Source organism: Flavobacterium cheniae, from assembly GCF_004363695.1.
Classification (GTDB): domain Bacteria; phylum Bacteroidota; class Bacteroidia; order Flavobacteriales; family Flavobacteriaceae; genus Flavobacterium; species Flavobacterium cheniae.
Genome location: NZ_SNZC01000001.1, coordinates 751679 through 771185, shown reverse-complemented (window position 1 = coordinate 771185; position 19507 = coordinate 751679). Strand labels below are relative to the sequence as shown.

Genomic DNA, 19507 nt, shown 5'->3' with positions numbered 1-19507 from the left:
AATTCTTAAACCTTTTCTTTTTTGAATTTACTATGAAAAGAGAAATCATTATCACCGACGACGGATCCACGACTATCCGAATTCCAGAATGGGACGAGAACTATCATTCAACTCATGGTGCAATTCAAGAAGCGAAACATGTTTTTATCAAAAACGGATTAGATTTATTTCAGAATCAGGATGCGATTTCTATTTTAGAAATTGGTTTCGGAACTGGTTTGAATGCTTTCATTACTTTTTTGGAAACTATAAATAAAGAAAAAGTTAATTACGTTGGAGTAGAAGCATATCCCATTTCTCAGGAAGAAATAGCGCAAATGAATTATGTTTCTGAATTAGATTCCGAAATGTATCAGGAGATTTTTGATAAAATGCATTCTTGTGATTGGGAAAAACAAGAAACGATTTCTGAAAATTTTCATTTAACTAAGAGAAAACAGTTTTTTCAAGATATCGAAGACAAAAACCAATTCGATTTAATTTATTTTGATGCATTCGGATTTCCATTACAACCCGAATTGTGGAGTGAAGCCATTTTTAAGAAAATGTACGATGCACTTTTACCAAAAAGAACCCTTGTTACTTATGCTTGTCGTTCATCTATAAAGAACGCGATGCTAAGTGTCGGATTTTCAATTGAAAAACTGCCTGGAGCTCCAGGAAAACGCGAAATGTTACGAGCTACAAAAAATGTATGATTTTTACTGTAAAGTAAGAATTTAATAAAATTTTAGCATTTTTTTTATTAACTATATCGTTTTCGAAAGATTTTTTTATTTATCTTTACGACAAGTTCTTACCCCCAGTCTAACCTTTTATCTAGAAAAAGTATGCCCAGACCGATGTTTTCTTACACCAAGTCAATTTTGGAGAGAGTGAGTTTTGATGCGAAACTATTTTGTAAAGAATTAGAGAAAGCAGTGAGAATATTGCTTCCTTATGAAATAGATCAATTGAGAGAGTGGCTTTTACAGTTTACCGAAGAGAAGCCAGAATTAAGACAATGTTTAATTTATATCAACTAAAAATATAAAGTCCCGATAATCTCGGGACTTTTTTTATGGTATATATTGAAATCTATTTTGTTTTTGGACTTATAATTTCAACATCACTAAATGCTATTGCTCCACGGACAACGCCAGATATTGTATCGCGTAAGGCGTTAATAATATGTATTTTCAATTCGTTTTTAGGATAAATCAAACTAACTTCTCTAGCCGGTTTTGGATCTTTAAACGGTTTTAGTTTTTCTTTATTCTTTTCATTCAAATCTAAAGTATGCAAATAAGGAAGTAGCGTAGTTCCTAAACCTTCATCGGCTAATTTGATTAGCGTTTCAAAACTGCCGCTTTCCAATTGAAAATGACTATCAGCAATATACTTATTGTTTTTACACAAGTTAAGAATTCCATTTCTGAAACAATGTCCGTCTTGTAAAAGTAAAATCTTGTCTAAATCTAAATCAGAGATTTCAATTTCTTTTTTATCAATTGAAGGATGATTAGAAGGTACATAAGCAACAAAAGGCTCGTAATATAAAACGATTTCCTTTAAATTTTCTTCTTCTAATGGAGTAGCGGCAATAGCACAATCTAAATGACCATTTTTTAATTTCTTGATAATATCTTCAGTGGTTTGTTCTTCAATAATTAAATTGACTTTTGGATATTTTTTAATGAAATTATTCAAAAACATAGGAAGTAAGGTTGGCATTACTGTTGGAATTATCCCCACTTTAAATTCGCCACCAATATATCCTTTTTGTTGATCAACAATATCTTTAATTCTTCCTGCTTCGTTTACGATGTTTTTGGCTTGGTTAACGATTTTCTCACCAACTTCTGTTAACAATATTGGTTTTTTGCTTCTATCAAAAATCAAAATATCTAATTCATCTTCTAATTTTTGAATTTGCATACTCAATGTAGGTTGTGTTACAAAGCATTTTTCAGCAGCTAACGTAAAGTTTTTATATTCGGCTACAGCCAAAACGTAGTATAATTGAGTAATTGTCATAACATTGATAAATTTGATGCAAATATAAAAACTATCAATTAAATTTATAGGGAATGGGTGTGGAATTTTGTAAATTTGAGAAAATAAATACTAAATTATGAAACTTAATAGCTTAGGATTACCAGTTGAACAATCTGAAGAATTAGTAAATGAATTGAACGGATTGTTATCTAACTTTCAAATATATTATCAAAATTTAAGAGGTTTACATTGGAATATTAGAGGAAAAAGATTTTTTGATTTGCACTTAAAATTTGAAGAATTATACAACGATAGTCAGTTAAAAATTGATTTAATTGCAGAGCGTGTACTTACTTTAGGAGGAACTCCTTTACATACATTTTCAGATTATATTGTAAATAGCAAATTAAAAGTAGGAAAAGATATTTCAAAAGATGTAGAAGCTATTCAGCTGATTTTAGAATCGTTAAGTGTTTTGCTGCAAGTTGAAAGAGTAATTTTAGCTAAAGCATCAGAAATAAATGATGAAGGAACTAATTCTATGATGAGTGATTTTATTGCCGAGCAAGAAAAAACCAACTGGATGCTCAAAGCTTGGTTGGACGAAGAAATTTAATATGTTTAAAAAAAATAATGCTGTGAATTTTCACAGCATTATTTTTTTACTAATCGTTGAATTACTATAAAATATTTTTATATTTGTTATATGAAGTTTTTATCAACTGTTTTTTTATTCTTATTTATTGCTTTCTTAGCTACTCCAACATTAATTGGTATGGTAGATAAAGAAGCAGATACCTCTTATTTTTACACAATGTGTGAAGAAGAGGAAAATCATTCGCTATTTAATGAAATTAAAACGGTACAAACTACTAATTATTCAGTAGTTCATTTTTCATTCGGAGAGTTAGTAAAGCTTAATGTTCTAATAGAACACGATTTATTAAGTTTTGACAATTTGGCTCACCAAATTTTCTCCCCACCTCCTAATTTGGCATAATACATTTCATTTTTCTTTATTAACACTCTTTTAATTTTTGAGTGTACTATTAATGTATTATACAAAAAATTCATGAATAATCATTCTATTTTTTCCAATGTAAGAGGAGATCTTGCATCTGGTCTTGTTGTATTTTTAGTGGCTTTGCCATTGTGTTTAGGAATTGCATTAGCATCTGGAGCACCTTTGTTTTCAGGTATTGTTTCGGGTGTAATTGGCGGTGTAGTTGTTGGTTTTTTAAGTAATTCAGCATTGAGTGTTACTGGTCCAGCTGCTGGATTAACAGCTATCGTTCTTGCAGCAATTACTGATTTGGGAGGATTTGATATTTTCTTAGTTGCGGTAATTTTAGCAGGATTAATTCAAATCGCTTTAGGCTTTTTGAGAGCGGGAAGTTTTTCTAATTATTTTCCCACAAGTGTTATTGAGGGAATGTTAGCTGCTATTGGAATCATCATTATTTTAAAGCAAATTCCACATGCTTTTGGTCATGATGTAGATAACGAGGGCGATTTTTTCTATATCGAAAAATCGGGTCATACAACTTTTGATACTTTATTTGAGTCTATCAATTACATTCATACAGGAGCATTAATAATTGCATTGTTATCGTTAGCCATTTTAATTACTTGGGAAAAAGTTCCTGCTTTAAAAAAAATAAAAGTTGTTCCTGGCGCTTTGGTTGTGGTTGTCGTGAGTATTTTATTGAATGAATTTTTTATTCAATCGGGTTCAAGTTTAGCGATTGTTACTCAAAACCATTTGGTGAGTTTGCCTTCTTTTACTGAAATTAGTAATGGATTTGCTTTACCAAATTTCGCTTCCTTAACAAACGAAAAAGTGTGGATTGTTGCGGTAACCATTGCTGTTGTTGCGTCCATTGAAACATTATTATGTATTGAGGCGACAGATAAATTAGATCCTTACAAACGATTTACAGACACAAATCGTGAGTTGAAGGCTCAAGGTATTGGAAACATTGTTAGTGGTTTATTAGGTGGCTTGCCAATGACATCTGTTGTTGTTCGTTCGTCTGCCAATATAAATTCTGGTGGTAGAACTAAATTCTCAACTATTTTTCATGGATTGTTGTTATTCACTTTTGCATTATCAATTCCGTTTATCTTAAATAAAATTCCATTAGCTGCATTGGCTGCGGTTTTATTAATGGTTGGATATAAATTAGCGAAACCAAGCGTTTTTGTTCACTTGTGGAATAATGGATATTCTCAATTTATTCCTTTTGTTGTTACAGTAATTGCGGTTGTTCGTATCGATTTATTAAAAGGTGTAGGAATTGGTTTAGCAGTAAGTATAATATTTATCTTGTATCAAAACTTGAAATTTGCTTATTCGTTCAAAAAGGAATCATTACACGATGGTGATATAATTACAATTAAACTAGCTGAAGAAGTTTCATTTTTAAATAAAGCAGCTATTAAAAATACATTAGGTCGTATTCCAAAAGGTTCTAAATTAGTTATCGATGCATCAAACACCAAATATATTGATTTTGATGTGGTAGAATTGATAAAGGATTTTAGGAATGTAAAAGCCGAAGACAAAAAAATAGATTTAACCTTAAAAGGATTTAAAGAGCATTATAATTTAGATAATACTGAATTTAAACACATTGAAATTAAAGAAGATAAAAAAGAAATAAAATAAATATGAAAGCACATAATAAAGAAACTCAAGCACAAATGACACCTCGTAAAGCATTACAATTTTTACAAGAGGGAAATGATCGATTTATTAATAATTTAAAAGCGAACAGAAACTTATTAGAACAAGCCAACGAAACTCGTGATGGACAATGGCCATTTGCTACGATTTTAAGTTGTATTGATAGTAGAACTTCAGCGGAATTGATTTTTGACCAAGGTTTAGGCGATATTTTTTCGGTACGAATTGCTGGAAATATCGTAAATACCGATATTCTAGGAAGTATGGAATTTGCTTGTAAAGTAGCTGGCTCTAAATTAATCGTTGTTTTAGGTCATTCAAAATGTGGAGCTGTAAAAGGAGCTTGTGATCATGTTGAAATGGGTAATTTAACAGAACTATTATCAAAAATTCAACCTGCAGTTTATCAAGAAAAAGAAACGACAGATGACAGAACTTCAAAAAACAGTGGATTCGTTGAAAATGTAGCAGAAATCAATGTAAAACGAAGTGTAAAAAACATTATCGAAAGAAGTTTTGTTTTAGAACAAATGTTAGAAGAAGGTCAAATCGGAATTGTAGGAGCAATGCACGATATCGAGTCGGGTAAAGTAATTTTCTACGATGATGTTATGTACATTAAAGATAATTCTAATCCTGAATTTACGGTTTCAGACCTAAGACACTAAAGATAATTTTAAATCATATTTTCAAAAAGCTATCACTTCACCAAATTTTAATACGGAATTGATAGCTTTTTTATTTTATATTTGATAACACATACACAATGATAATGACTGATTTTTACAAAAAGATATTAGACAATAACAAAAAATGGGTGGAAAACAAACTAGCCATTAGCCCAAACTATTTCAAAAATTTAGCCGACGGACAAAGTCCACCACTTTTATGGATTGGCTGTTCAGATAGTCGCGTTCCTGCAAATGAAATTATTGGGGCTGAACCTGGCGAAGTTTTTGTACACCGAAATATTGCTAATATGGTTGTACATTCTGATATGAACATGTTAAGCGTATTGGATTATGCTGTAAATGCTTTAAAAGTCAAACACGTAATTGTTTGTGGACATTATGGTTGTGGTGGAGTTAAAGCCGCAATGGGAAATACTTCTATTGGAATTATTGATAATTGGATTCGTCATATTAAAGATGTATATCGTTTTCATCATGAAGAATTAGATGCCATTACCGATGAAAAAGAACGCTTCAATAAATTCGTAGAAATCAATGTAAAAGAACAAGTTATGGATTTAGCCAAAACATCCATTGTTCAAAACGCATGGAAAAACGGACAAGAGTTATCTTTACATGGTTGGGTTTATGGTCTTAACGATGGTTATGTAACCGATTTAGGTGTAAATTTTAGTTGTGATAAAGACTTGGATGATGTGTATCAGTTGAAGTTTTAATCATCTAAATTCTCATTAAAAGCAGAAGGCAATAATTGCGGAATAAATTTTATCAAAATAGGCAATAATAAGCCACCACCAGGAAGTAAAAATATAGTTAACGACGGAACTGTTTTACAGACATCTAGTAACTGTTTTTTTACTTTCTTTTTTTCGTCTTTGCTCAAATCTTTAGTGGTTGATTTGGCTAAAAGTTGCATTAATTCACCACTTTCTTTGATTTCTTTTGTTAATCGGTCTTTGTTTCGAATGATAAGTTTGGTTACATTTTTATTGGCTTGATCGTAAAAATGTTTGATAGGATTGGAATAATTAAAGAACGGAATTTCCGATTTGTATTTTTCTATAAAAGCATTGATTACTTTTTTACTTTTTTCAAGTAAGTCTGATTCTAATTCTAAATCTGAACTCAATTGTTTTAAGAAATTTTCTTCGTTGTGTTCTAATTTTTCATCGCTCCAAAGAGCCATTTGAGCAATATCCAAAAGATACAATTTTTCCAGAAGCGAAGAATGTCGCATCAACTTGATTTCAGATAATTCGATATTTTCGATGGAATTGAATTTGGTATAACGAATTGAATTTTCAAATAATTTCACCAATAATTCGTCGTATTTTGACTTACTTTCTTTTATTTTTAAAGCCAAAGAAACAATTTTAATACAATCCGATTCCATATTTTTCAAATAATCGGAAGGTAAAGTATCATTTTTTAAATAATGTTCAAAAGCTAAAACATCGATAAATAAAAGTGCATTTGTAATAATATGTGAAAAATTCTTGCTAATCGTATTGTTATTGGTTTGAATTCGGTCATCAATCACTTTTTCTAAACGGGTACTATAAGAACCTTCTGGTAGTAGTTTTTTAATGAAATTCAGGTTTTCTGGCTGAATAATTTTATAAAATTCATAAACCGAATTGATGAAATCTTCTTTAGTTCCGTTTGATTTTTCAATGCAATACAAGGAAAAAAGTGTGTTTAAGAACCCAACTTTCGTCACTTCATCATATGACCATTTTACGGTATTGATTTGATTTTTAAGTTGGTAACGTACCACATAACCATATATAAACCCTGTTGCTCTACAATCTTCATAAAAAGTCAAAGTATTGCCTTGAAAATCAACAAAATTAGCTTGATTTTCAGCAAAAAACTTATCAATCCATCCGTTTGCAGAAGGGTTTATCATTAGTTTAGTTTCTCTTTTAAATATTTTCCAGTAATCGAATTCTTGTTTTTAGCTACTTCTTCGGGTGTGCCAAAAGCCATTAATTTTCCACCGTTTTCACCGCCTTCCGGACCAATATCCAAAATATAATCGGCACATTTAATTAAATCTAAATTGTGTTCAATTACGATAATCGAATGTCCTTTGTCTAACAAAGCGTCAAAAGAAGCTAATAATTTTTTAATATCGTGAAAATGCAATCCTGTTGTAGGTTCATCAAAAACAAACAATGCTTTATCTTTTATAGTTCCTTTAACTAAGAATGAAGCTAATTTAATACGTTGCGCCTCGCCACCAGAAAGGGTAGAAGAGGATTGTCCTAATTGCACATAACCTAAACCAACATCTTGTAAAGGTTGCAATTTCTGTGTAATTTTAGTTTGGTTGTGCGCTCCAAAAAACGCCAAAGCATCATCAATAGTTAAGGTTAAAATATCATTGATGTTTTTACCTTCAAACGTTACTTCTAACACTTCTTTTTTGAAACGTTTTCCGTTACAAACTTCACATTCTAAGTGAACGTCTGCCATGAATTGCATTTCGATAGTAACTTCTCCATCACCTTTACAAACTTCACATCTTCCGCCTTCTACATTGAAAGAGAAATGTTTTGCTTGATAATTTCGTAGTTTGGAAACGTTTTGTTTGGCAAATAGTTCACGAATATCATCATACGCTTTAATATAAGTAACTGGATTTGAACGCGAACTTCTTCCAATCGGATTTTGGTCTACATATTCAATATGTTTGATGTGCGAAAAACTTCCGGCTAATTCGGTAAATTGTCCTGCTTTTTCACCAACACCTTCTAATTTTTTTTGAATGGCTGGAAACAAAATTTTCTTCACCAAGGTACTTTTTCCACTTCCCGAAACACCTGTAATCACAGTCAAACATTCTAATGGGAAAGTGAAGTTTTCATTTTTTAAGTTATTTTCTCTCGCACCAATTACTTCGATATGATTTTTGAATTTTCTTCTTGTTTTTGGCACTGAAATTTCTTCTTTACCATTTAAGTATTTTGCTGTTAGCGAATCGGCTTTTAGAATTTCTTCATAGGTTCCTTGTGCAACTAATTCACCTCCATGAGTTCCTGCTTCTGGACCAATATCGATAATCATATCGGCTGCTTTCATGATATCTTCGTCGTGTTCTACAACGATAACAGTGTTGCCTAAATCGCGAAGTTCTTTCAATACCTCGATTAATCTTTCGGTATCTTTTGGATGTAGACCAATACTTGGTTCGTCTAAAATGTACATAGAACCTACCAAACTACTTCCTAACGAAGTGGCCAAGTTAATACGTTGCGATTCACCTCCAGAAAGTGAGTTGGAGTTACGATTTAACGTCAAATAACTCAATCCCACATTGAATAAGAAGTCCAAACGATTGTTGATTTCGATTAATAAACGCTTGGCTACTTTGGCATCGTATTCGTTTAATTCTAATTTTTTGAAGAAATCAATCAAATTTACGATTGGTAAATCAACCAAATCAGAAACTGTTTTACCCCCAACAGTAATATAATTAGCTTCGGGACGTAATCGTTTGCCTTTACACGTGTGACATTTTGTTTTACCTCTATATCTAGAAAGTAAAACGCGGTTTTGAATTTTATAATTTTTCTCTTCTAATTCCGAAAAGAAATCGTTTAATCCAGTGAAATATTTATTTCCGTCCCAAATCAGTTGTTTTTGTTCGTCTGAAAGTTCGAAAAACGGTTTATGTATAGGGAAATCGAATTTATAAGCGTTGTTTACCAATTGATCTCGGTACCAACTCATACTATCGCCACGCCAAGGAAATACAGCATTTTCGTAAACAGATAAAGCAGTATTAGGAATCACTAAATCACTATCAATTCCGATAACACTTCCATAGCCTTCACATGTTGGACAAGCTCCGTAAGGATTATTGAAACTGAACAAGTGAATATTAGGTTCTAAAAACGTGATACCATCCAATTCAAAATTAGCGCTGTATTCCAAACGTTTTTTAGTATCCACTTCTTGCAAATAACAAACGCCTTTTCCTTCATAAAAAGCAGTTTGTACCGCATCAGCTAAACGATTGAAGAATTCTTCTTCAGTTTTAACCACAATTCGGTCAATAATTAGTAGAATATCTTTATTGTCCAATTGGTGTTGGTCTAACGTATCCAAACGCACCATCTCGTTATCTACTAAAATACGTGCAAAACCTTGTTGTAATAAAACTTTTAGTTTGTCTTCTAAAGCTCTTCCTTCTTCTAAATGAATAGGAGCAAGCAGTAACCATTTACTATCTATTGGAAATTCTTTAATGTCATTAATAACATCAGAAACGGTATCTTTTTTTACTTCTTTTCCAGAGATTGGAGAGTAGGTTTTCCCAACTCGGGCAAACAGTAGTTTTAAATAATCATAAATTTCTGTAGAAGTTCCTACTGTAGAACGTGCATTACTAGTATTTACTTTTTGTTCGATGGCAATCGCAGGAGCAATTCCTTTTATGTATTCTACTTTTGGTTTGTCTAATCTTCCAAGGAATTGTCGTGCATATGAAGACAAACTTTCAACATATCTACGTTGCCCTTCGGCATATAAAGTATCAAAAGCTAAACTTGATTTTCCTGAACCTGAAAGACCAGTAATTACTACTAATTTATTTCGTGGAATAGCAACATCTAAATTTTTAAGGTTGTGCAATTGAGCGCCTTTAATTAAGATATTTTTTTTTGGTTCTAAGGTTGAAAAATCGTGTTGTATCATTGTTGATTTTAATAGAATTGCAAAGATAATTAATCTATTTTAAGTTATAGTATATCTTTCATTCCAAATTGATTTTTTGCTTAAAGTAGAGTTGATTATATCATTCTAATGGTCAAAAAATACGATTATTAAACTATACATCAACTATACATTTTAATTTTTAAATAAAATTTTAACGATATAAATGCTTGATAATTAATAATTTATAATTTTATTTCAATTGTATAAAAATTGTGGTATAAAAAACGCAATGTATAGTTTGTATATATGGATTGAGAATTGTTTAAAAATTTTATGGATTAAATTTACATTCAATAAATTTTAACTAAATAAATTATATATTATGAAAAAAATTACTTTCTTTCTATCATTAATTTTTTGTTCACTGGGTTTTTCTCAGAATTTGGTGACAAATGGTGATTTTCAAACGGGTACAGCAGCACCTTGGTATAATAACGCTGCAAATGTTGTTGATCTTGGTGGTTCCAATTTTGTAAACCAAGCGAATGTATTGGCAGCAGGTAATCCTTATGATGTAAACTTAAGTCAAAACATTAATTTGACTAGTGGATTAACTTATGAATTGACCTTTACGGCATTTACTGACGCAACAACTGCAACAAGAAACATTATAGTTGGCTTAGGGCAAAATAATGCTCCTTGGGCTGCTTTAACTTCAACAACTTCTTTAACTGCTACACCACAGACTTTTTCATATCAATACACAATCAATTATGGTGATGCTGTTGCGGATAGAGTAATTTTTGATTTAGGTGCTGCGACAGGCTTTGTATTTATTGATAATGTTTCTGTTGTTCAGGTTGTGAATACATGTACTAATGGAATTCAAGATGGAACTGAGACAGGAATTGATTGTGGAGGTTCTTGTGCTGCTTGTATTCCTACGCCAACAGTTGCTGCAACACCACCTCCTGCTAGACCAACGGCAGATGTTGTATCTGTTTACAGTGATGCTTATTCTAACTTAACTGTTAGTCAATGGGGGCCAGATTGGGGACCTGCTTCAGCAAGAATAAATGATTTCCCTGTTCAAAGTAATCCAACTAAAGTTATTGATTTTGCTGCTGGTAAAGTATTTGCAGGAATTGATTTCGCTTCTGTATTATTTGATGCAACAACTTTTACTACTTTACACGTTGATTATTGGATTGGAGGTACCTTACCGGTTGGGCAAGTAATGAGTATAAAGTTATCAAACCATAATGGAGGTATGGGTGAGACTAGTGCAATTGAATTCTTACCATCTCCATTATTAACTAATCAATGGGTTTCTCTTGATATTCCATTAAGTAGTTTTGTTGCAGCTAGTGCTCCAGCTAATTTAAGCAGAAACGCAATAGCTCAAATTGTAATTACTGCAGCAAGAGCAGATAACAATGTGCCAATTAAAATTTATTTAGATAATATTTATTTTCACAAAAATACAGTTTTATCATCTAATAGTTTTGATGTTTCAAAAACGAAGTTATATCCAAATCCAACGTCTAATTTGCTTAATATTGAATCAGTTGGAACTATTCAAAACTTAGTTATTTATAATGTTTTAGGACAAGAAGTAATCAATAAAGAGGTAAATGGAGACTCTATTACTTTAGATGTTTCAGGATTAAATGCTGGTATTTATGTTGTTAAAGCAATGGTAGATGGTAACGTTTCATCAACTAAGTTTATAAAAGAGTAATTTTAACCAATATAATGTATTAAAGACTGTCAGTAATGGCAGTCTTTTTTTATTAATCATTTTTTTATAAATTTAATATTATATATCTTTAGTTTTTAATTTTATTTAAATGCAATTTTCGAAAATTCTATTCAAGCTTTTATTATTCTTATCTTCAGTATTTTGTGTTGGGCAACAATTACCTCCAATTGTAAAGTATTCTAAAGATGTATATGGTGCTGGAATTCAAAATTGGATGATTTCTCAAGATAATCATCGATTCATGTATTTTGCTAATAATGAAGGTTTGTTAGAATTTAACGGTTCCAAATGGATTTTAAATCCTTCTCCTAATGAGACAATTATTCGTTCGGTTAAGTGTATTAACGATAAAATTTATACGGGTTCTTTTATGGAATTCGGTTATTGGCAACGTGCTATAAATGGTCAATTATCATACACTTCACTTAGTAATTCAATTAAAGATAAAATTAATGATGATGAACAATTTTGGGGTATCTTTCCATTCGACAATTGGATACTTTTTCAATCTTTAGAAAAAATTTATGCTTTCAATACAAAAACAAAATCATTCACTATAATTAACCCAAATAGTACAATTAATAAAGCTTTCAAGACTGCTAATGGTATTTATTTTCAGACCACAAAAGGGTTGTATGAGATTGATCAAGGTAAAAGTAAATTGTTTTTAAGCAACGATATTATCAATCAAAATAAACTGATTAATATTTTTGATACAAACGAAGGGTTAATCTTAGTCACTCAAAAGCAAGGGATTTTCAATTATAAGAATGGTGTATTAAGTAAATTCTCAACAAATGTTGATGTCGAAATTCAGCAAAGTAATATTTACAGTAGCCAGATGTTGTCTGATGAAAGTATAGCTTTAGGTTCCATCTCAAACGGAATATTTATCTTATCTAAAGAAGGCAAACTCATCTATCATATAACGCAAAATTCAGGATTAAGTAATAACACTGCACTTTCTCTTTTTGAGGATATTGATAAAAATCTTTGGATTGGACTAGATAACGGAATCAATTGTATCAATCTTAAATCGCCTATAAAAAGCTATATAGATAATACAGGAATTTTAGGAACTACCTATGCTTCAATAACTCATAATAATAAATTATACATTGGAACTAATCAAGGTTTGTTTTGTAAAGAATTGAATTCTACCTCTAAATTTGAATTTGTTCAAAATACAAAAGGACAAGTTTGGTCTTTGTTTTCTTATCAAAACACGCTTTTTTGCGGACATGATTCGGGAACATTTGTTATTAATGATAAAAATGCAACTCCAATTTTTGTCTCCTCTGGAACTTGGAAATTTGTCCCTTTTAGAAATACCAATTATATTTTACAAGGTAATTACAATGGAATTACTGTATTAGAGAAAAGGAATAATACTTGGGTTTATAAGAACAAAATAAAAGGATTTAATTATTCTTCTAAGCATTTTGAGGTTTTAAACTCAAATGAAATTTATATAAGTCATGAATATAAAGGAGTTTATAAATTTAAAGTAGATAAATCTCTTCTTAATGCTTCTGATATTATTAAATTTGATAACCTTACAAAAAGTAAAAATGCAACCTTAGCCAAGTACAATAATCAAATTTATTATGCTTCTAAGGATGGTATTTTTAAAATGAATAATGCCACAAAGATTTTTGAGAAAGACAAATCTCTAAGTGAAATATTTCAAAATGACGAATATGTAACTGGAAAAATGATTGTAGATAAATCAAACAAATTATGGTTTTTTACTAAAAATTACATTCACTACTATTCCTCTGGGAAATTATCACCTGAGTTAAAGAAAAACAGTCTGCCAATTCCTTCTTCTTTAACCAATTCAATGCCTGGTTACGAAAATATTCTGCAATTAAGCGATGAAACATATTTAATTGGAACAACAGATGGTTATTATGTTTTAAATAACAACGAGTTCAAATTTAGTAATCACAAAGTTTCGCTTTTCGGAATTTCTAATAATGTTGTCAATTCAAAATCAACGAATATTTCAATTACTGAAAAAGGAACGTTTCATCATGATGAAAATAATTTAGCATTTAATTACACCGTTCCAGAATATGATAAATACATTAATGCAGAATATCAGTACAAATTAGAAGGACTTCATGACGAATGGAGTGAGTGGTCTTTTAATTCACAAGTCGTTTTTGAAAATTTGCCAGCTGGCGATTATGTTTTTAGTGTTAGAGCTAAAGTAGCAAATTCTGTAACAGATAATATTGCTATTTATTCTTTTGTGATTAAAAAACCTTGGTATGCTAACAATTGGGCCATGATGTTCTACTTCATTATGTTAATCGTTTTAGGATACTACATCAATAAATTTTACACTATTTATCACGAAAAAAGACATCAACGCATTATTGCTGAAAATAATATTTTATTAGAATTAAAGGAATTAGAGAATGAACAGCAAATAATGAAAATTAAAAACGAACAGCTTACTCAAGATGTAGACAAAAAGAACAAGGAACTTGCTGTTTCTACAATGAATCTTATCAAGAAAACAGAACTTTTAAACATTATTAAAGGCGATTTAAAAAACTCAACAGATAGTACATCAAATAGAAGTATTAAATCTGTGATTTCTACGATAAATAAAAATGTGAAAGAAGAAAATACTTGGAATATTTTTAAAGAAGCATTTGATAGTGCTGATAATAATTTCTTGAAGAAAGTTAAAGAAAACCACCCAAGTCTAACTCCAAACGATTTGCGTTTGTGTGCTTATTTACGACTTAATTTATCTTCAAAAGAAATAGCACCTTTACTTAATATTTCAGTACGTAGTATCGAAATTAAGCGATATCGTTTGCGAAAGAAAATGAATCTTCCTCATGAAATGGGACTTGTGGAATACTTATTAGCTATATAATGTCCTAAAAGCGCGTTTTTCTTACCTATACATTACCTATACAAACATTCTTTAACTGATATTTTAAGATATTATCAAAATCTTTTTTTATTCAGTTAAAACGATGTTTTATTGGCATTTTTCAATGCTTCCAGCGTCTTTTTTACGATGTATATTTTTTGTTGAGGTTAATTTTATCAAAAATGTAATATTTACTCGCTATTTTTATGAAATCATTAACAAAACCAATTTTTAATACGATTATTAATTATTTAAATCCAAACAGCAAATGAAAAAAATTATTCTGATACTAATTTTTTGTTATTCATTTACTACCTATTCACAATCTGGAAAAGTAGTAGTTGAAAATAATAATTCGGAATTGAAACTTAAAGTCGACGGTAAAGATTTTATGGTAAACGGAATGAATTGGGATTATTTTCCAATCGGTACAAATTACTCATACAGTCTTTGGAATCAATCAGACGATTTTATTCGTCAGGCTTTAGATGATGAAATGGGATTACTTCAAAACATGGGTGTGAATACTATCCGTGTTTATTCGGGTATTCCAAAAAAATGGATTGAATACATTTATACAAATTATGGTATTTACACCATGTTAAATCATTCTTTCGGTCGATATGGTTTAACAATTGATGGTGTATGGAAACCAAATACAGAATATTCTGATGAAAAAACACGTGAACTTCTTCTTAAGGAAGTAACACAAATGGCTTCAGAATATAAAGATACTAAAGGGCTTCTTTTATTTCTTTTAGGAAATGAGAATAACTACGGTTTATTTTGGGATGGAGCCGAAACAGAAAATATTCCGATAGAAGATAGAAAGTCAACAGCGAGAGCACGTTCTATGTATAAGCTATTTAACGAAGCTGTTGTAGCAATGAAAGCGATAGACACAAATCATCCTATGGCAATTTGTAACGGTGATTTACTTTTTCTTGACATCATTGCCCAAGAATGTAAAGATGTAGATGTCTTCGGAACAAATGTATATAGAGGAGTTTCTTTTGGTGATTTATTTGAAAGAGTTAAGAAAGAATATGGTAAACCAGTTTTATTTACTGAGTTTGGCTCTGATGCTTTCAATGTTATGACTAACCAAGAAGATCAAAACGCACAAGCTTTTTACTTAAAAGGGAATTGGAAAGAAATCTATGAAAATGCTGCAGGATTAGGTAAATCAGGTAACTCTATTGGAGGATTTACATTTCAATTTAGTGACGGTTGGTGGAAGTTTGGTCAAACTAAAAACTTAGACGTTCATGATTCAAACGCTTCTTGGTCTAATGGTGGTTATCAAAAAGATTTCACAGAAGGTCAAAACAACATGAATGAAGAATGGTTTGGAATTTGCGCAAAAGGACCTACTAATGAAAAAGGACATTATCAATTATATCCAAGAGCTACTTACTATGTTTTAAAAGATATTCACAAATTAAATCCATTTAAAGAAGGTGTAAACACTCAAGTGGTTAATACTCATTTTGGTGAAGCTAATTTAATGGATGCCGCTTTAAGAGCTAGAGGAGATAAAGCTGCTTTATCAAGTAATGATGGAGGAATGATTAAATTAAGCAATCTTAGAGCAGAATTTACAACATTCAATACGGGTGGAAGTTTAATCACAACTCCAGAAGCTGATGATCCTGATACAAGCGGATATCCAAATAAATTAGGGTTTGACCACATGCAATCGTATTTCATTGGTGTTGAAGGAAATCCATCAGCTAATATGAAAGCTAACGTAAATTTCAACATTTTAGGAAACGTTGCTACAAATCCAATCAATGAAATTTTTTATGAAAATAGAGGTAGATCGCAAACAGTGCTTACAAATGAAGGTGAAGTTTTATCTACAGATGTTAATAGATTTCAAGTTTACAACGCTTCATACAAATGGACAGCTAAAGATTTTGAATTAAGAGGTTTTTACAGAACTGGTCACTACCATTGGGGTTATGAAGGCGATTTCTTCGGGTTATATCCAGAAGCAAATTATGGTCCAAATTTAGACATTTACAATGGAGAAACTCTAGGTTTTGAAGTGGATGGAAGAGGAAGTTTAGACGGATTAAAAGCTGCTTTTGGTCCTCAATTATGGTGGGGTGCCAATCCAGCATACTTATTAAAATACAACAGAAAAATTGGAATTTTCAACGCCTCAGCAGTTTATCATGAAGATATTTCAAGTGCAGCTCAAGCCGTTACTTCAATTTTTATTCCACAGCCAAAAACCAGAAGAGCAACAGTTTATTTCCAAACAAAATTAGGTAATTTAGGAATTGAATTAGGAGGTATTTGGGGAGGGCAACCACTTAATGGTAGAGAGTTCCAAATGATGGATGGTGATGTTGTAAAAGTTGACAAAGTAAACAATAAAGATAATTGGGGTGGAAAAGCAAAGCTTACTTTTTCTAAAGGAAAATTTAACGCTTACACGCAAGGTGCTATCCAAGGTTTAGTAGCAAATGGTGGTGGCGATTATACGCAAACTTTTACAGGTTGGAGATTAAAAGACAGTGGAAGTGGAAATCAAATGAACTTTTTAGCTGGTTTTACATATAATGTAAATTCTAATTTGCAAATTGCACCAAACTTCTTATGGCAAAAACCTTTATTAGAAGCTATGCCAAATGGAGTTGATGCTCCTGGAAGATTAAGAAATATTTTAGATGATCCATTTATTGTAAGAGCTAATAGGGAAACTGTTGGTGGTGAATTATTATTAACATATGACCCTACACCTGGAACATGGATGTATGAATGGAATAATGACATGGTAGAAGATGCAAAATTTGCATTCAGTACAGGATTTGTTTACCGTCATTTACCTACAACAATGGATGCTGCTATCGGATTTTTATCAAATAGAAATCCATTCGCATTTGAGCGCTCAGCTCCAGCAAAAGATTTATGGGAATCAAACACTAGAATTGTTTCAAAAATTTCACCTGATTTAGGAATTATAGCTAACCTATACTTTGGTAATGGTCAAGCGAATGGTGATTCTGAAAGAACTATCAACAGAGCAGGTGGTGACGTTAGAATGATTTACAAAAAAGTGAAAGTAGTAACTTCTCTTAAATTCAATGATTGGGGACCGTTCGATTATCATAGAGATTTTAACTTAACATTCCCTGTTCAAAGTTCTATCGATATATCAACATCTGTTGGAAAACCAAGTTGGTTTATTTTACCAGATACAAGAATTGGAATCATGGGAATTTGGCGTTCATTAGACCAATATTCACCAAGATATTCACCAACAGCAGTTCCAGAAAATACATTCCCACCAGAACCAGTTTTAAGTCCAGTTGGTTTTGGAAACGGTTCAGAATGGGAAATTAGAACATACATTCACATTAATATTGGAAAATAATAAAAAAAAAATTGAAGATATGAAAAACTTAAAGTTTAATTGTTTAGTAGGCTTTTTGCTTCTAGGATCGATAGCAATTATCAATACTAGTTGTGAGAGAGAATTATCCGATGACGCTGCAGAAGCAACTTTTCCTAAAGTTGCAGAAATCTTTATCGAAGATTTTGTAGGCATGGGATCTAATTTTTACTTTCCATACGGTGGTTCTAAGCCAACTGCATGGTCTGTAGATCGTGAAGAAGGTTATAATAGTAATGCTTCAATGCGATTTGATGTTCCTAATGCAAACGATGCAGAAGGTAATTATGCAGGTGCCATTTTTAGAGTAGATGGTGCAGGTAGAAATTTAACAGAATATGATGCCTTAACTTTTTACGTGAAAGCTTCACAAGGGGTAACCATTTCTGAGTTTGGTTTTGGTGAAGATTTTGACCAAAACAAATATATGGCTACCATTACAAATGTTAGCGTTGGTACAAATTGGTCTAAAGTAATTATTCCAATTCCAGATGCATCAAAACTTTTACAAGAAAGAGGTATGTTTCGATATGCTGCAGGTACACAAGGCACAAACGGAATGGGTTATACTTTTTGGATTGATAATTTGAAATTTGAAAAACTAGGTACAATAAGAACAGTTGGAGCAGCTATTATGAACGGAAATAATGCTTCTGTAAATACATTTGTTGGAGTTAATTCAAATGTTACAGGTATTATTTCAACTTTTAATTTACCAAATGGTATAAACCAAATTGTAAATTTAAGCACTGCTTATTTTGAATTTACATCTTCTAATCCTACGGTAGCTTCAGTTGATTCTAATGGTTTAGTAACTTCATTAAGCGCAGGAACAACTGTAATTACTGGAACTATAAATGGTGTTCAAGCAAATGGAAGTTTAACTATAAATTGTTCGGGTAACTTTACTCATGCGCCAACACCCACAAGAAATCAAGCCAATGTTATTTCTATATTTTCTGATGCGTATAACAATGTACCGGTAAATTATTACAATGGATATTGGGCTCCTTGGCAAACAACAGTTTCAAGTGATTTTACAGTAGCTAATGACAATATCTTGAATTACACCATTTTTAATTTTGTTGGAATTGAATTTAGTGCACCTACTGTAAATGCAACTTCTATGACTCATTTCCATTTAGACGCTTTCATACCAGGTACAATTGCTCCAGGTAGACAATTAAGAGTAATTGTTGTTGATTTTGGTGCTGATGGCGCTTTTGGTGGTGGTAATGATACAAGACATTCTACCACTTTTACAGCACCATTTTTAGTGTCTCAAAATTGGATGTCAATTGATATTCCTTTTTCTGCGATGCCAGGTCTAGCTAGCAGATCAAATATTGCTCAAATAATCCTTGAAGGGGGTGATGGTTCTGTAATTTATGTAGACAACGTTTACTTCTACAACTAACATCATCCAGTA

Annotated in this window: 14 protein-coding genes; 11 read left to right on the top strand and 3 right to left on the bottom strand. The window is 31.4% G+C overall.

The window, feature by feature from the left end; genetic code table 11:
* Positions 1-32 precede the first annotated feature (32 nt).
* Positions 33-698: a tRNA (5-methylaminomethyl-2-thiouridine)(34)-methyltransferase MnmD gene (mnmD, locus tag C8D80_RS03680; RefSeq protein WP_133607478.1), complete on the top strand. Its 666-nt coding sequence runs from the start codon at positions 33-35 to the stop codon at positions 696-698.
* A gap of 132 nt (positions 699-830) precedes the next feature.
* The gene (locus tag C8D80_RS12830; RefSeq protein ID WP_111565666.1) at positions 831-1025 is read left to right on the top strand and encodes a hypothetical protein; all 195 of its coding nucleotides are present in this window, start codon (positions 831-833) and stop codon (positions 1023-1025) included.
* Positions 1026-1077: 52 nt separating this feature from the next.
* Here C8D80_RS12830 and C8D80_RS03670 read toward each other — a convergent pair whose 3' ends face one another.
* Positions 1078-2016: a LysR substrate-binding domain-containing protein gene (locus tag C8D80_RS03670; protein WP_133607476.1), complete on the bottom strand. Its 939-nt coding sequence runs from the start codon at positions 2014-2016 to the stop codon at positions 1078-1080.
* 97 nt (positions 2017-2113) lie between these two features.
* Between C8D80_RS03670 and C8D80_RS03665 the strand changes: the two genes are divergently transcribed.
* From C8D80_RS03665 to can, 5 genes are all read left to right on the top strand, one after another.
* Positions 2114-2593, top strand: coding sequence for a Dps family protein (locus C8D80_RS03665; RefSeq protein WP_133607474.1), 480 nt, complete (start codon positions 2114-2116; stop codon positions 2591-2593).
* Positions 2594-2683: 90 nt separating this feature from the next.
* Positions 2684-2977 (top strand): hypothetical protein, encoded by a 294-nt coding sequence (locus C8D80_RS03660; protein ID WP_133607472.1) that lies wholly within the window; start codon positions 2684-2686, stop codon positions 2975-2977.
* A gap of 72 nt (positions 2978-3049) precedes the next feature.
* The gene (locus C8D80_RS03655) at positions 3050-4645 is read left to right on the top strand and encodes a SulP family inorganic anion transporter (RefSeq protein WP_133607470.1); all 1596 of its coding nucleotides are present in this window, start codon (positions 3050-3052) and stop codon (positions 4643-4645) included.
* Positions 4646-4647: 2 nt separating this feature from the next.
* The gene (locus tag C8D80_RS03650) at positions 4648-5331 is read left to right on the top strand and encodes a carbonic anhydrase family protein (protein ID WP_133607468.1); all 684 of its coding nucleotides are present in this window, start codon (positions 4648-4650) and stop codon (positions 5329-5331) included.
* Between the two features lie 104 nt (positions 5332-5435).
* Positions 5436-6071 (top strand): carbonate dehydratase, encoded by a 636-nt coding sequence (can, locus tag C8D80_RS03645; protein WP_133607466.1) that lies wholly within the window; start codon positions 5436-5438, stop codon positions 6069-6071.
* Here the strand turns inward: can and C8D80_RS03640 are convergent.
* A complete protein-coding gene (locus C8D80_RS03640) occupies positions 6068-7264 on the bottom strand; it encodes an LETM1-related biofilm-associated protein (RefSeq protein ID WP_133607464.1) in 1197 nt (398 codons plus the stop codon). The genes can and C8D80_RS03640 overlap by 4 nt on opposite strands.
* Complete coding sequence (gene uvrA / locus C8D80_RS03635) at positions 7264-10056, bottom strand: excinuclease ABC subunit UvrA (protein WP_133607461.1); 2793 nt, start codon at positions 10054-10056, stop codon at positions 7264-7266. Before uvrA ends, C8D80_RS03640 begins: the two co-directional genes overlap by 1 nt.
* A gap of 343 nt (positions 10057-10399) precedes the next feature.
* Here uvrA and C8D80_RS03630 point away from each other — a divergent pair, with 343 nt between their 5' ends.
* From C8D80_RS03630 to C8D80_RS03615, 4 genes are all read left to right on the top strand, one after another.
* Entirely contained in the window at positions 10400-11758 is a 1359-nt protein-coding gene (locus C8D80_RS03630) for a T9SS type A sorting domain-containing protein (protein WP_133607459.1), read from the top strand.
* Positions 11759-11867: 109 nt separating this feature from the next.
* Positions 11868-14675 (top strand): helix-turn-helix and ligand-binding sensor domain-containing protein, encoded by a 2808-nt coding sequence (locus C8D80_RS03625; RefSeq protein ID WP_133607457.1) that lies wholly within the window; start codon positions 11868-11870, stop codon positions 14673-14675.
* Between the two features lie 268 nt (positions 14676-14943).
* A complete protein-coding gene (locus C8D80_RS03620; protein WP_133607455.1) occupies positions 14944-18060 on the top strand; it encodes a glycoside hydrolase 5 family protein in 3117 nt (1038 codons plus the stop codon).
* Positions 18061-18079: 19 nt separating this feature from the next.
* Positions 18080-19495, top strand: a complete 1416-nt coding sequence (locus C8D80_RS03615; RefSeq protein ID WP_133607453.1) for an Ig-like domain-containing protein — start codon at positions 18080-18082, stop codon at positions 19493-19495.
* Positions 19496-19507: the final 12 nt, after the last annotated feature.